Here is a 14,834-nt window from a genome sequence, read left to right on the forward strand (position 1 = left end):
GATGACTGAGAACCCCCAACCCGGCGAAGAGCAGTCGAGCGCTGAGCGAGCCGAAACCGGCCTGACGGCGAAGGGACCGGGCTCGGCCGAAGCGGTCGTCACCGGCCGCGAACGCCGGGGCATGTTTGGCGTCCAGGGCAGCGGTGACACCTCCGGCTACGGCGGCGTCCGGCTCCCGGCGTACAGCCCGGCGCCGGCCGAGCGCCCGTACGGCGGCTGGTTCGACCAGTTCGCCGACGAGTTCTACGCCGCGCTGGCCGAGCGCAAGATCCCCGCCGAGGCGATCCTGCAGACCACGGTCGACCGCGGCGAGATCACCTTCTACGTCGCCCGCGAGCACCTGCCCGCGATCGCGAAGACGCTGCGCGACGACGGCGGCCTCCGCTTCGAGCTGCTGTCGTCGGTGTCCGGGGTGGACTACGGCGTCGACGTCCCGCAGCGGCTGCACGCGGTCTACCACTTCACGTCGCTGACCTACCGGCGCCGGATCCGGCTCGAGGTCACCCTCGACGTCGAGGACGCGCACGTGCCGTCGCTGGTCGGGACCTACCCGACCGCCGACTGGCAGGAGCGCGAGACCTGGGACATGTTCGGGATCGTCTTCGACGGCCACCCGGCGCTGACCCGGATCCTCATGCCGGACGACTGGGACGGCCACCCCCAGCGCAAGGACTACCCGCTCGGCGGGATCCCGGTCGAATACAAGGGCGCGGAGATCCCGCCGCCGGACCAGCGGAGGTCGTACTCGTGAGCACCGAGAACCTTTCCGACGTCACCACGGGCACGTCGACCACCAAGGCCGGCAGCGACAGCACCGATGACAAGGCCGGCACCGACAACGTCGGTTACGCCGACTCCCGCGACACCACCGAAGGCCGCGTCTACACGGTCTCCGGCGGCGACTGGGACGACGTCATCGCCGACGCGGCGCACGACGAGCGCATGGTCATCAACATGGGCCCGCAGCACCCGTCGACGCACGGCGTGCTGCGGCTCGTGCTGGAGATGGAGGGCGAGACCGTCACGCAGCTGCGGTCCGTCATCGGCTACCTGCACACCGGCATCGAGAAGAACTGCGAGTACCGGACCTGGACCCAGGGCGTCACCTTCGTGACGCGGATGGACTACCTGGCCCCGCTGTCGACGGAGATGGCGTACTGCCTCGGCGTCGAGAAGCTGCTGCAGATCGAGGCCCCGCGCCGCGCGCAGCTGCTGCGCGTGATGCTGCTGGAGATCAACCGGATCGGCTCGCACCTGGTCTACATCGCCACCGGCGGCATGGAGCTCGGCGCCACCACCGCGATGACGCTCGGCTTCCGCGAGCGCGAAGAGGTGCTGCACCTGCTGGAGCACCTGACCGGCCTGCGGATGAACCACGCGTTCATCCGCCCCGGCGGCCTCGCGCAGGACATGCCGGCCGACTACGTCGAGGTCGTCAAGGCGTTCCTCAAGACGATGAAGGAACGCCTTCCGCTGTACGACAAGCTCTTCACCGGCCAGCCGATCTGGCGCAACCGGCTCAAGGGCGTCGGCTACCTGCCGGTGGACGCGTGCCTAGCGCTCGGCGTCACCGGCCCGGTGCTGCGGTCCGCGGGCCTGCCGTGGGACCTGCGCAAGACCGAGCCGTACTCCTGCTACGACGAGTTCGACTTCGACGTCCCGGTCGACAACGGCGCCGACTGCTGGTCGCGCTACCTGATCCGGGTGCACGAGATGCACGAGAGCCTCAAGATCATCGAGCAGTGCCTCGAGAAGCTCGAGCCGGGCCCGGTCATGGTCGAGGACAAGAAGATCGCGTGGCCCGCGCAGCTGTCGATCGGCAGCGACGGCATGGGCAACTCGCTCGAGCACGTCAAGAAGATCATGGGCCAGTCGATGGAGTCCCTGATCCACCACTTCAAGCTGGTCACCGAGGGCTTCAAGGTGCCGGCCGGGCAGGTCTACTCGCCGGTCGAGTCACCGCGCGGCGAGCTCGGCGTGCACCTGGTGTCGGACGGCGGCACCCGGCCCGTCCGCGTCCACGTGCGGGACCCGAGCTTCGTGAACCTGCAGTCGATGCCCGCAATGGCCGAAGGCGGCCTGGTGGCGGACGTGATCGCCGCCATCGCCTCGATCGACCCCGTCATGGGGGGAGTGGACCGATGACCTCAACGTTCCCCGAACCGGGACCGAAGGACGCGGCGACGACGTATGCGGCGGCGTCGGCCGACACCGACGTCGTCGCCATCGCGCCGGACCCCGAGGTGGCCGCCGGCATCATCACCGAGACGCCCCTCGAGGACATCTTCGACGCGGACATCCACGCCAAGGCGCAGGAGCTGATCGCGCGCTACCCGATGTCCCGTTCGGCGCTGCTGCCGATGCTGCACCTCGTGCAGTCGGTGCAGGGCTACGTCAGCCAGGAGGGCATCGCGTTCTGCGCGAAGCAGCTCGACCTGTCCGACGCCGAGGTCAGCGCGGTCGCGACGTTCTACACGATGTACAAGCGCAAGCCGTGCGGTGAGCACCTCGTGAGCGTCTGCACCAACACGCTGTGCGCGGCCATGGGCGGCGACGCGATCTACAAGAAGCTCCAGACGCACCTCGGCTCCGAGGAGAACCCGCTGGGGCACAACGAGACCGCGGGCACGCCCAACGAGCCGGGCTCGATCACCCTCGAGCACGCCGAGTGCCTCGCGGCCTGCGACCTCGCGCCGGTCATCCAGGTCAACTACGAGTACTTCGACAACCAGACCGAGGAGAAGGCCGTCGCGCTGGTCGACGCGCTGCAGGCGGGCAAGAAGCCGGCCCCGACGCGCGGTGCCCCGCTGACGAACTTCAAGGGCGCCGAGCTGCAGCTCGCCGGGTTCTTCCCGGAGGACGAGGCGGCCTACCGCCGGGACGTCGACGGCCCGTCGCAGGCCGTCGAGACGCTGCGGGGCGCGAAGCTCGCGCAGGAGCGCGGCTGGGTCGCCCCGGTGGCCCAGGACGTTCCGCTGCCAGAAGTGGAGAAGAAGTAGTGGCTGACCCCATCACTCCGGTCCTCACCAAGCGCTGGCTGTCGCCGAACTCCTGGCAGATCGGGACGTACGAGGCACTCGAGGGCTACACCGCCGTCCGCAAGGCACTGGCCGGGACGCCGGAGCAGCTCGTCCAGCTGGTCAAGGACTCCGGCCTGCGCGGCCGCGGCGGCGCGGGCTTCCCGGCTGGCATCAAGTGGTCGTTCATGCCGCCGAACTTCGACAAGCCGCACTACCTGGTGATCAACGCCGACGAGGGCGAACCGGGGACCTGCAAGGACATCCCGCTGATGATGGCGGACCCGCACTCGCTCATCGAGGGCTGCATCATCGCCTCGTACGCGATGCGGTCCAACCACTGCTTCATCTACGTCCGCGGCGAGGCCCTGCACTGCATCCGGCGCCTCAACGCCGCGGTGCGCGAAGCCGAAGCGGCGGGCTACCTGGGCGAGAACATCCTCGGCTCCGGCTTCGACCTCAAGATCACCGTCCACGCGGGCGCGGGCGCGTACATCTGCGGCGAGGAGACGGCGCTGCTCGACTCCCTCGAGGGACGTCGTGGCCAGCCGCGGCTCAAGCCGCCGTTCCCGGCCGCCGCCGGGCTCTACGCCGCACCGACCACGGTCAACAACGTCGAGACCATCGCGAGCGCGCCGTTCATCGTCAACGGCGGGTCGAGCTGGTTCCGCGAGATGGGCCGCGAGAAGTCACCCGGCCCGAAGATCTACTCGATCTCCGGCCACGTCGAGAAGCCCGGCCAGTACGAGTGCCCGCTCGGCACCACCCTGCGCGAGCTGCTGGACATGGCGGGCGGCATGAAGGACGGCATCCCGCTCAAGTTCTGGACCCCGGGCGGCTCGTCCACCCCGATGTTCACCGCCGAGCACCTCGACGTTCCCCTGGACTTCGAAGGCGCGGCGGAAGCCGGGTCGATGCTGGGCACCACCGCCGTCCAGGTCTTCAACGAGACCGTGTCGGTGCCGTGGGCCGTGATGAAGTGGACGCAGTTCTACGAGCACGAGTCCTGCGGCAAGTGCACGCCGTGCCGCGAAGGCACCTACTGGCTGGCGCAGATCCTCGAGCGCATGGTCTCCGGCCACGGCACCGAGGAGGACATCGACACCCTCCTCGACGTCTGCGACAACATCCTCGGCCGGTCGTTCTGCGCGCTCGGCGACGGCGCGGTGTCGCCGATCCAGAGCGGCATCAAGTACTTCCGCGAGGAGTTCCTCGCGTTGTGCGAAGCGAACCGGCACGAACAGACCAAGCCCGAACTCGTGGGAGCGCAGGCATGACGATCGCCCCCGACAAATCCGAGACCACCGAGACGCCGGTCCCCGAGGGCCACGTCAAGCTGGTCATCGACGGCGAAGAGGTCATCGCCCCCAAGGGCGAGCTCCTCATCCGCACGGCCGAACGCCTCGGCACGGTCATCCCGCGGTTCTGCGACCACCCCCTCCTCGACCCGGCGGGCGCCTGCCGCCAGTGCCTGGTCGAGGTCGAGATGGGCGGCCGTCCGATGCCGAAGCCGCAGGCGTCCTGCACGATGACCGTCGCCGACGGCATGGTCGTCAAGACGCAGCTGACGTCGCCGGTCGCGGACAAGGCCCAGCAGGGCGTGATGGAGCTCCTGCTCATCAACCACCCGCTGGACTGCCCGGTCTGCGACAAGGGCGGCGAGTGCCCGCTGCAGAACCAGGCGCTGGCCCACGGCCGCACGGAGTCCCGGTTCGTCGACACGAAGCGGACGTTCCCGAAGCCGCTGCCGATCTCGACGCAGGTGCTGCTGGACCGCGAGCGCTGCGTGCTCTGCCAGCGCTGCACCCGGTTCTCCCGCGAGATCGCCGGCGACCCGTTCATCGAGCTCCTCGAACGCGGCGCCCACCAGCAGATCGGCACCGCGGAGACGGCGGACGTCCTGGACCTGGCTTCGCGGACGACCAGCGGCCAGCCGTTCCAGTCCTACTTCTCCGGCAACGTCATCCAGATCTGCCCGGTCGGGGCCCTGACGAGCGCGGCGTACCGGTTCCGGTCGCGGCCGTTCGACCTGGTGTCCTCGCCGAGCGTGTGCGAGCACTGCTCGTCCGGCTGCGCCGAGCGCACCGACTTCCGGCGCGGCAAGGTCCAGCGCAAGCTGGCCGGCGACGACCCGGACGTCAACGAAGAGTGGATCTGCGACAAGGGCCGGTTCGCCTTCCGCTACACCGGCGCCGAGGACCGCATCCGCCGCCCGCTCGTCCGGAACAAGGCGACCGGTGAGCTGGAAGAGGCGTCCTGGACCGACGCGCTGCGGATCGCCGCGGCGGGGCTCACCGAGGCCCGCGGCAACGGCGGCGTCGGCGTCCTGACCGGTGGCCGGCTGACCGTCGAAGACGCCTACGCGTACTCGAAGTTCGCCCGCGTCGCCCTGCGGACCAACGACGTCGACTTCCGCGCCCGTCCGCACTCGGCCGAGGAACTGGCCTTCCTCACCTCCCACGTCGTGGGCGTGACGCCGGAGTCCGGCGTCACCTTCGGCGAGATCGAGCGGGCCCGCACGGTCCTGTGCGTCGCGTTCGAGCCCGAGGACGAAGCCCCGATCGTGTTCCTGCGGCTGCGCAAGGCGGCCCGCCGGAACAAGACCCGGGTCGTCCACTTGGGACAGTGGACGACGTCGTCGGTGCGCAAGACGTTCGGCGAGCTGCTCGCCTGCGTGCCCGGCCAGGAGGCCGCGGCCGTCGAGGGCATCGCCAAGCACGCGCCGGACCTCGACGAAGCCCTGCGCGGCGAAGGCGCCGTCGTCCTGGTCGGCGAGCGCGCCGCCGCGATCCCCGGCCTGTTCGCCGCCCTGCACGACCTGGTCGAGCGCACCGGCGTCCGGCTCGCGTGGATCCCGCGCCGCGCCGGCGACCGGGGCGCCCTGGAGACCGGCTGCGTGCCGTCGCTGCTGCCCGGTGGGCGGCGCGTCGGCGACGACGCCGCCCGGGTCGCCGTCGAGAACGCCTGGGGCGTCCCGCTCCCGGCCACCCCGGGCCGCGACACGACCGACATCCTGCTGGCCGTTTCGGCCGGTGAGCTCGGCGGCTTGCTCGTCGGCGGGGTCGACCCGTACGACCTGCCGGACCCGGACCTCGCGCTGCGCGCGCTGGACACCGCCGGGTTCGTGGTCAGCCTCGAACTGCGGCACAGCGCGGTGACCGAGCGCGCGGACGTGGTGCTCCCGGTGGCGGCGTCGGACGAGAAGTCCGGCAGCTACCTCAACTGGGAGGGCCGCACCCGCCCGTTCGACACGACGCTCGAAGGCACCGGCGCCCTGCCGGACTGCCGGGTGCTCGACACGCTCGCCGTCGAGATGGACGCGGACCTGTTCACGCAGACGCCGGCCGCCGCGCGCGGCGACTTCGAGAAGCTGGGCCAGGCCTCGGCGCTGCGCTGGAGCCACGTCGCCGCCGAGGTCGCGCCGCCCGCGACGCCGGGTGACGGCCAGGCGGTCCTCTCGACCTGGCGCCAGCTGATCGACAACGGTTCGCTGCAGGACGGCGAGCCGCACCTCAAGGGCACCCAGCGCACGCCGGTCGCGCGGCTGTCCGCGGCGACCGCGGCCGGGCTCGGCGTCACCGTCACGGTGAGCACCGAACGCGGTGCGATCACGCTGCCGGTGGAGATCGCCGACCTGCCCGACGGCGTCGTGTGGCTGCCGGGCAACTCCGACGGCTCGGCCGTGTTCAAGACGCTCGGTGCCGGGCACGGCGCCGTCGTGAACCTCGCTGGAGGTGGGCAATGACCCCGCTGCTGACCGAAGCTGCCGTCGGCTCTGTGCCGGATGCGGCTACGCGGGCGGCGCTGCTGGCCGACGACCCGTTGTGGCTGATCCTGCTCAAGTGCGTGGTCATCCTGCTGATCGGGCCGATCATGACGATCTTCCTGATCGTCTGGGAGCGCAAGGCGGTCGGCCGGATGCAGAACCGGCCCGGCCCCAACCGGGTCGGCCCGGGCGGCTACCTGCAGTCCCTGGCGGACGCGATCAAGCTGCCGTTCAAGGAACAGATCATCCCGGACACCGCCGACCGCAAGGTGTACTTCCTCGCCCCGGTCGTCTGCGTGGTGCCGTCGCTGATCGCGCTGTCGGCCATCCCGTTCGGGCCGGTCGTGTCGATCTTCGGCGAGCGGACCGTGCTGCAGCTGCTCGACCTGCCGGTCAGCGCGCTGGTGATCCTGGCCTGCTCCTCGATCGGCGTCTACGGCATCGTGCTCGCCGGCTGGTCGTCCGGCTCGCCGTACCCGCTGCTCGGCGGCATGCGCAGCGCGGCGCAGGTGATTTCCTACGAGATCGCGATGGGCCTGTCGATCGTCGCGGTGATCCTGCAGGCGGGGTCGCTGAACCTGGCCGACATCGTCGGCAAGCAGCAGCCGGCGTGGTTCCTCTACCTGGTCCCGAGCTTCGTGATCTACCTGATCTCGATGGTCGGCGAGACCAACCGGGCGCCGTTCGACCTCCCGGAGGCCGAGTCGGAGCTGGTCGGCGGGTTCCACACCGAGTACAGCTCGATGAAGTTCGCGATGTTCTTCCTCGCCGAGTACGTCAACATGGTGATCGTGTCGGCGTTCGCGACGACGCTGTTCCTCGGCGGCTGGATGGCCCCGTGGCCGCTGTCGCTGATCGGGAACAACGTCCTCAACACCGGCTGGTGGCCGGTGCTGTGGTTCTTCGCGAAGATGTTCGTCCTGCTGTTCGGGTTCATCTGGCTGCGCGGCACGCTGCCCCGCCTGCGCTACGACCAGTTCATGCGGCTGGGCTGGAAGGTCCTGGTCCCGCTGAACCTGGTGTGGATCGTCATGGTGACCTTCGCGAAGGTGATCACCTGGAACACCGCGACCATCATCATCGCCGCGGTCGCGATCTTCATCGTCGCTTCGCTGTTCTTCTACGTCCGCGCCGCGGGCCGGGAAGAGGAGAGCGAGTCGATCCCGGTCACCGGCGGCGGCTTCCCGGTCCCGCCGCTGGACCTCAAGGTTCCGCAGACCACCCCGCGTCAGAAGGCTTTGGCCAAGGCCGAGGCGAAGGCGGCCCGCCGCAAGCCGGCGGCCGTCGGTACCGCAAAGGAAGGGGCACAAGATGGGGTTTCTTGATCCCGTCAAGGGCTTCGGCGTCACCTTCGGGATGATGTTCAAGAAGGTCGCCACCGAGGAGTACCCGGAGGCCGGCGCCCCCGCCGCCCCGCGTTACCACGGGCGCCACCAGCTGAACCGCCACCCGGACGGCCTCGAGAAGTGCGTCGGCTGCGAGCTGTGCGCGTGGGCGTGCCCGGCGGACGCGATCTTCGTCGAGGGCGGTGACAACACCGAGGAGGCCCGGTTCTCGCCGGGGGAGCGGTACGGCAAGGACTACCAGATCAACTACCTGCGCTGCATCGGCTGCGGCCTCTGCATCGAGGCGTGCCCGACCCGGTCGCTGACGATGATCAACTTCTACGAGCTGGCCGACGACGACCGCCAGCGGCTGATCTACACGAAGGAGGACCTGCTCGCCCCGCTGCTGCCCGGCATGGAGCAGCCGCCGCACCCGATGCGGCTCGGCGACAACGAGCAGGACTACTACGTGAACGGCCCCGAACTCGCACGCGGGGAGGGCGTCAAGTGATCTCCGCGGTTTTGGCGGCGGCGCCGAACGTGTCGGCCGGGGTCTCCACCGGGGAAGCCGTCGCGTTCTGGATCCTCGGGCCGCTGTCCCTGCTCGGCGCGCTCGGCATGATCTTTTCCCGCAACGCCGTCCACTCGGCGCTGTGGCTGGTGCTCACGATGCTGAGCCTGGGCGCGCTGTACATGATCCAGTCGGCGCCGTTCCTGGGCTTCACGCAGATCATCGTCTACACCGGCGCGATCATGATGCTGTTCCTCTTCGTGCTGATGCTGGTCGGCCGCGAAAGCTCCGACTCCGTCGTCGAAGTCCTCCGTGGACAGCGGCTGGCCGCGACGGTGCTCGGCATCGGACTGGCCGCCCTGCTGGCCACCGGCATCTACCGGGCGCTGGAGAACGTCACCCCGGCCGTCCCGCTCGACTCGACCACGCCGGCGGGCGGCGGGCCGAAGGGCCTCGGCCGGTTGATCTTCACCGACTACCTGTTCCCGTTCGAGCTGACGTCGGCGCTGCTCATCACCGCCGCGATCGGCGCGATGGTGCTGGCCTTCACCGACCGGCACGGCAAGGGCGGCAAGCTCTCGCAGAAGGAACTCGTGCTCCTGCGCTTCCGCGGCGAGCACGACCGGCCGTCGCCGCTGCCCGGCCCGGGTGTCTTCGCCACCGCCAACTCGGTGGCCACCCCGGCGCTGCTGCCGGACGGCTCGGTGGCCCCGGAGTCGCTGTCGGCGATCATCGAGTCCACCTCGGCGATCGAGCTGGCGAAGGAACGCAAGCTCGTCGCGGACGAGGGCCCGCACCCGGACGCGCACGCGCTGGTCGGCTCCGAAGCCGCTCCGGAAGGCCCGGAAGGGGAGAAGGCATGACCCCCACGTACTACCTGCTGCTGTCGGCGCTGCTGTTCGCGCTCGGCGCGGTCGGCGTGCTGGTGCGGCGCAACGCGATCGTCGTGTTCATGTGCATCGAGCTGATGCTCAACGCGGTGAACCTGTCGCTGGTCACCTTCGCCCGGATCAACGGCGGGCTCGACGGCCAGATCATGGCGTTCTTCGTCATGGTCGTCGCGGCCGCCGAGGTCGTGGTCGGCCTGGCGATCATCATGGCCATCTTCCGCACCCGGCGCTCGGCCTCGGTCGACGACACCAACCTGCTGAAGTACTAGGAGACCCCCGAGTGACCGCATCATCGTGGCTGCTGGTGGCCCTGCCTGGCCTCGGCGCGCTCATCCTGTTGCTGGCGGGCAAGCGCGCGAAGGCCTGGGGGCATTTGCTCGGCTGCGCCACCGTCACCCTCGCCTTCGTCTACGGGCTGATCCTCTTCTTCACGGCAGACACCGGCACCACGACCGACACCAAGGTCTACTCGTGGATCCCGGTCGGCCAGCTGCAGGTGGACTTCGGGCTGCGGATCGACGCGCTCTCGCTGACCTTCGTGCTGCTCATCACCGGCGTCGGCATGCTGATCCACTACTACTCGATCGGCTACATGGCCGACGACGAGGGCCGGTACCGCTTCTTCGCGTACCTGAACCTCTTCGTCGCCTCGATGCTGGTCCTGGTGCTGGGCAACAGCTTCGTGACGCTCTACATGGGCTGGGAGGGCGTGGGTCTCGCGTCCTACCTGCTCATCGGCTGGTACCAGGGCCGCCCGTCCGCCGCCACCGCGGCGAAGAAAGCGTTCCTGATGAACCGCGTCGGAGACGTCGGGCTCGCGCTGGCGATCTTCATCATGTTCAAGTACGCGGGTTCGACCGGCTACGCCGAGGTCTTCAAGGCGGTCGGTGACGGCAAGTTCTCGACGGGCGCGATCACCGCGATGGCGATCCTGCTCCTGCTGGGCGCCTGCGGTAAGTCCGGCCAGTTCCCGCTGCAGGCCTGGCTCCCGGACGCGATGGAGGGCCCGACCCCGGTGTCGGCCCTGATCCACGCGGCGACGATGGTCACCGCGGGTGTCTACCTGGTCGCCCGCTCGAAGGACATCTTCAACGCCACCGAAGACGGCCGCCTGATCGTCACGCTGGTCGGCACGGTGACCCTGCTGCTCGGGTGCATCATCGGCTGCGCGTACGACGACATCAAGAAGGTCCTCGCGTACTCCACGGTCAGCCAGATCGGTTACATGATGCTCGCCGTCGGCCTCGGGCCGATCGCGTACGCGCTGGGCATCATGCACCTGGTCGCGCACGGCTTCTTCAAGGCCGGGCTGTTCCTCGGCGCCGGGTCGGTCATGCACGCCATGAACGACGAGGTCGACATGCGCAAGTTCGGCGGCCTGTGGAAGAAGATGCCGATCACCTTCTGGACGTTCGCCCTCGGCTACGCGGCCCTGATCGGCTTCCCGCTGCTGTCCGGCTTCTGGACGAAGGACGCGATCATCGAGGCGGCGTTCGGCCAGGAAGGCTGGCGCGGCTGGGTGATGGGTGGCGCGGCCCTGCTGGGCGCCGGGCTGACGGCGTTCTACATGACCCGCCTGATGATGATGACGTTCTTCGGCAAGGCGCGCTGGAAGGAACTCAAGTCCGCCGACGGCCGCGAGTTCCACCCGCACGAGGCCAAACCGATCATGTGGGTGCCGATGGTGATCCTCGCGATCGGCTCGGTATTCGCCGGTGGGCTCTTCACGCTCAACAAGTCCTTCGTGACCTGGCTGGCCCCGGCGGTCGGCGAGGCTCCGGAGGAGCACTTCGGGATCAACAAGTGGCTGATGTCCGGCATCGTGGTCGGGATTTCCCTGATCGGCGCGGTCATCGCCTACCTGATCTTCCGCCGTGACGTCCCGGTCGAGCAGCCCCAGCGGGTCTCGTTCGTCACCCGGGCCGCGCGCAAGGACCTCTACGGCAACGCCCTCAACGAGACTCTGGTCGCCCGCCCGGGCACCTGGCTCTCGCGGGCGCTGGTGTACGTCGACAACCGCGGCGTCGACGGCGCGGTCAACGGCCTGGCCGCCGGTCTCGGCGGCGGGTCCGGCCGGCTGAGGCGGCTGCAGACCGGGTTCGTCCGGTCGTACGCGCTGTCGATGCTGGGCGGCACGTTCCTGCTTCTGGCGGCTCTCCTGCTGGTGAGGTTCTCCTGATGACCTGGTTGCTCATCCTCATCCTGGTGCCGCTCGCCGGCTCGCTGGTGCTGGCGTTCCTCAAGGGGAACGACCGCGCCGCGGTGCTGGCCGCGCTCGGGTTCTCGATCCTCGAGTTCCTGCTGGTGATCCCGTTCTGGCTCAGCTACTCCGCATCCGGCCCCCGGCTGCAGATGACGTCGAGCTTCGACTGGATCCCCAGCTTCGGCGTGCACATCGCGTTCGGCGTCGACGGCATCGCGCTGATCATGATCGCGGTGATCGCGCTGCTGGTGCCGATCGTCGTCGGCGGGCTCGGCACGCTGGACAAGCTCCCGGCGGGCCGCAGCGCGGGCGGGTTCCTTTCGCTGATCCTGCTGCAGGAGGCGCTCACGATCGGCGTGTTCGCCGCGACCGACGTCTTCCTGTTCTACGTGCTGTTCGAGATCATGCTGATCCCGATGTACTTCCTCATCGGCGGCTACGGCGGCGCGAACCGGCAGTACGCGGCGGTGAAGTTCTTCCTGTACTCGTTCCTCGGCGGCCTGATCATGCTGGCCTCGGCGATCGGGGCGTACTCGCTGGCCGCGGACAAGCTCGGCAAGGGCACGTTCGACTGGCTGACGCTGGTGACGGTGGTGCGCGACGCGCCGCTGTCCACGCAGATCTGGCTGTTCCTCGGGTTCTTCCTGGCGTTCGCGATCAAGGCGCCGCTGGTGCCGTTCCACACCTGGCTGCCGGACGCGGCGGGGGAGGCGCCGATCGGCGTCGCCGTCCTGCTGGTCGGCGTGCTGGACAAGGTGGGCACGTTCGGGTTCCTGCGCTACTGCCTGCCGATGTTCCCGGAGGCGAGCAAGACCCTCGCCCCGCTGGTGCTGGTGCTCTCGGTGATCGGCGTCCTCTACGGCTCGATCCTCGCGGCGGGCCAGCGGGACATGAAGCGGTTCATCGCGTACGTGTCCATCGCCCACTTCGGCTTCATCTCGCTCGGGATCTTCGCGTTCAACGAGCAGGCGATGGTCGGCTCGGCGACGTACATGCTGAACCACAGCCTGGCGACCGGCATGCTGATCGTGGTGATCGGCCTGGTGATCGCGCGCGGCGGGTCGTCCCGCATTTCGGACTACGGCGGCATGGCCAAGGTGACCCCGTTGCTGGCCGGGCTGTTCCTGCTCGCCGGTCTGTCCACTTTGTCCCTGCCGGGCACGAACTCGTTCGTTTCGGAGTTCCTGGTGCTCATCGGGTCCTTTGTGGACCAGCCGGTGTACACGATCCTCGCCACGGTGGGCATGGTCCTGGCCGCGGCGTACGTCCTGTGGCTCTACCAGCGGGTCTTCCAGGGCCCGGTCCGCGGTGACGCCCTGGTGGGTGTCGGTGGGGGCCCGGGCACGGCGATCGCGCCGGAACTGGGCGCCAAGAAGGCGATCCGCGACCTGAACGGTCGTGAGATCGCGATCCTCGCGCCGCTGGTCGTGCTGATCCTCGTTCTCGGCTTCTACCCGAAGCCGGTGCTCGACACAGTCACCCCGACGGTGCAGCAGACGCTGTCCGCGGTCCAGGGAGGCAAGTAAAAGTGCTCGACATCCTCCTGACCCAGGCGCAGTCGCCGATCACGACGCCGTCGATCAACTACCCGGCCGTGCTGCCGGTGCTGATCGTCCTCGGCGCGGCGTGCGTCAGCGTGCTGGTCGAGGCGTTCGCGGCGAAGCGGTCGCGGTTCGGCATCCAGGTGGGCCTGAGCCTGGCGTCGATCGTCGCGGCCGGCGTCAGCCTGATCATCTACGCGACGGGCGACGCGCCCGCGAGCGGCGTCACGACGTTCAGCGGCGCGATCTCGATCGACCGGCCGGCGCTGTTCCTCTGGGGCACGCTGCTGGCGCTGGCGGTGGGCGCGGTGCTGCTGATTTCGGACCGCGTGGTCGAGCCGGGCGGCGCGCTGGTCGCGCAGGCCGGCATCCGCCCGGGCACGGTCCAGGACCGCGCCCAGACGGCGACGGTCATGCAGACCGAGGTGTTCCCGCTGACGCTGTTCGCGCTCGGCGGCATGATGGCCTTCACCGCGGCGAACGACCTGCTGACGATGTTCATCGCGCTGGAAGTGCTTTCGCTGCCGCTGTACCTGATGTGCGGCCTCGCGCGGCGGCGGCGGCTGCTGTCGCAGGAAGCGGCGGTCAAGTACTTCCTGCTGGGCGCGTTCTCCTCGGCGTTCTTCCTGTACGGGCTGGCGCTGCTGTACGGCTACGCGAACTCGGTGAAGCTGGGCGACATCGCGGCCGCGGCGGCGGGCACGGACCGGTCGGACACGCTGCTGTTCGCCGGGCTGGGCCTGCTGGTGGTCGGCCTGCTGTTCAAGGGGTCGGTCGGCCCGTTCCACACGTGGACCCCGGACGTGTACCAGGGCGCCCCGACCCCGGTGACGGCGTTCATGGCGGCGTGCACGAAGGTCGCGGCGTTCGGCGGCATCCTGCGGGTGCTGTCGGTGGCGTTCTCGTCGACTTCCTGGGAGTGGCGGGGAGTCCTCTGGGGCGTGGCGATCATCTCGATGGTGATCGGCGCGGTGCTGGGCCTGACCCAGACCGACGTCAAGCGCATGGTGGCGTACTCGTCGATCGCCCACGCGGGCTTCCTGCTGGTCGGGGCGATCGCGATGACGAAGGACGGGTTGTCGAGCACGCTGTTCTACCTGCTGGCGTACGGCTTCACGACGCTGGCGGCGTTCGGCGTGATCAGCCTGGTCCGGGATTCCTCCGGCGAAGCCACGCACCTTTCGGCGTGGGCTGGGCTGGCGAAGCGGTCGCCGCTGCTGGCCGGGGTGTTCACGTTCTTGCTGCTCGCGTTGGCGGGCATTCCGTTGACGTCCGGTTTCGTCGGCAAGTTCGTCGTGTTCTCGGCGGCGTTGTCGGACGGGATGGCCCCGCTGGTGGTGGTCGCGCTGGTGTTCAGCGCGGTGGCGGCGTTCTTCTACCTGCGCGTGATCGTCCTGATGTACTTCTCGGAGCCGGCCGCGGACGGCCCGTCGGTCTCGGTCCCGGGCTTCGGCACCGGGACGGCGATCTTCCTGGGCACGGCGGTGACGCTGGTGCTCGGCCTGGTCCCGGCGTTCGCCCTCGGCTGGGCCGGTTCGGGCGGGTTCGCTTTCTGAGCGGTGTGTTCCCCGGCCGCCACTC

General features: G+C 69.4%; 12 protein-coding genes. All 12 read left to right on the forward strand.

Annotated features, from left to right (window positions below; all coding sequences use genetic code 11):
- The first annotated feature begins 1 nt into the window (after nucleotide 1).
- Genes IE317_RS18075 through nuoN form a run of 12 tightly spaced genes read left to right on the forward strand, consistent with a single transcriptional unit; the run spans nucleotide 2 to nucleotide 14,809 of the window.
- Nucleotides 2-751: an NADH-quinone oxidoreductase subunit C gene (locus tag IE317_RS18075; RefSeq protein WP_191311490.1), complete on the forward strand. Its 750-nt coding sequence runs from the start codon at nucleotides 2-4 to the stop codon at nucleotides 749-751.
- Nucleotides 748-2,145, forward strand: a complete 1,398-nt coding sequence (locus tag IE317_RS18080; RefSeq protein ID WP_191311492.1) for an NADH-quinone oxidoreductase subunit D — start codon at nucleotides 748-750, stop codon at nucleotides 2,143-2,145. Before IE317_RS18075 ends, IE317_RS18080 begins: the two co-directional genes overlap by 4 nt.
- Complete coding sequence (nuoE, locus tag IE317_RS18085) at nucleotides 2,142-2,999, forward strand: NADH-quinone oxidoreductase subunit NuoE (protein ID WP_191311494.1); 858 nt, start codon at nucleotides 2,142-2,144, stop codon at nucleotides 2,997-2,999. The genes IE317_RS18080 and nuoE overlap by 4 nt, the downstream gene beginning before the upstream one ends.
- Nucleotides 2,999-4,294, forward strand: a complete 1,296-nt coding sequence (gene nuoF, locus IE317_RS18090; protein WP_191311496.1) for an NADH-quinone oxidoreductase subunit NuoF — start codon at nucleotides 2,999-3,001, stop codon at nucleotides 4,292-4,294. The genes nuoE and nuoF overlap by 1 nt, the downstream gene beginning before the upstream one ends.
- Nucleotides 4,291-6,762, forward strand: a complete 2,472-nt coding sequence (locus IE317_RS18095) for an NADH-quinone oxidoreductase subunit G (protein WP_191311498.1) — start codon at nucleotides 4,291-4,293, stop codon at nucleotides 6,760-6,762. Before nuoF ends, IE317_RS18095 begins: the two co-directional genes overlap by 4 nt.
- Nucleotides 6,759-8,108: an NADH-quinone oxidoreductase subunit NuoH gene (gene nuoH, locus IE317_RS18100; RefSeq protein ID WP_191311500.1), complete on the forward strand. Its 1,350-nt coding sequence runs from the start codon at nucleotides 6,759-6,761 to the stop codon at nucleotides 8,106-8,108. Before IE317_RS18095 ends, nuoH begins: the two co-directional genes overlap by 4 nt.
- Complete coding sequence (gene nuoI, locus IE317_RS18105) at nucleotides 8,095-8,619, forward strand: NADH-quinone oxidoreductase subunit NuoI (protein WP_191311502.1); 525 nt, start codon at nucleotides 8,095-8,097, stop codon at nucleotides 8,617-8,619. The genes nuoH and nuoI overlap by 14 nt, the downstream gene beginning before the upstream one ends.
- Nucleotides 8,616-9,482, forward strand: a complete 867-nt coding sequence (locus IE317_RS18110) for an NADH-quinone oxidoreductase subunit J (RefSeq protein ID WP_191311504.1) — start codon at nucleotides 8,616-8,618, stop codon at nucleotides 9,480-9,482. The genes nuoI and IE317_RS18110 overlap by 4 nt, the downstream gene beginning before the upstream one ends.
- Complete coding sequence (nuoK, locus tag IE317_RS18115) at nucleotides 9,479-9,778, forward strand: NADH-quinone oxidoreductase subunit NuoK (protein ID WP_003081840.1); 300 nt, start codon at nucleotides 9,479-9,481, stop codon at nucleotides 9,776-9,778. Before IE317_RS18110 ends, nuoK begins: the two co-directional genes overlap by 4 nt.
- A gap of 11 nt (nucleotides 9,779-9,789) precedes the next feature.
- Complete coding sequence (gene nuoL, locus IE317_RS18120) at nucleotides 9,790-11,688, forward strand: NADH-quinone oxidoreductase subunit L (protein ID WP_191311507.1); 1,899 nt, start codon at nucleotides 9,790-9,792, stop codon at nucleotides 11,686-11,688.
- Nucleotides 11,688-13,238 (forward strand): NADH-quinone oxidoreductase subunit M, encoded by a 1,551-nt coding sequence (locus IE317_RS18125; RefSeq protein WP_191311509.1) that lies wholly within the window; start codon nucleotides 11,688-11,690, stop codon nucleotides 13,236-13,238. The genes nuoL and IE317_RS18125 overlap by 1 nt, the downstream gene beginning before the upstream one ends.
- A 2-nt stretch (nucleotides 13,239-13,240) precedes the next feature.
- The gene (gene nuoN / locus IE317_RS18130; RefSeq protein WP_191311511.1) at nucleotides 13,241-14,809 is read left to right on the forward strand and encodes an NADH-quinone oxidoreductase subunit NuoN; all 1,569 of its coding nucleotides are present in this window, start codon (nucleotides 13,241-13,243) and stop codon (nucleotides 14,807-14,809) included.
- Nucleotides 14,810-14,834 lie beyond the last annotated feature (25 nt).

The organism is Amycolatopsis bullii (assembly GCF_014654205.1).
Lineage (GTDB): Bacteria > Actinomycetota > Actinomycetes > Mycobacteriales > Pseudonocardiaceae > Amycolatopsis > Amycolatopsis plumensis.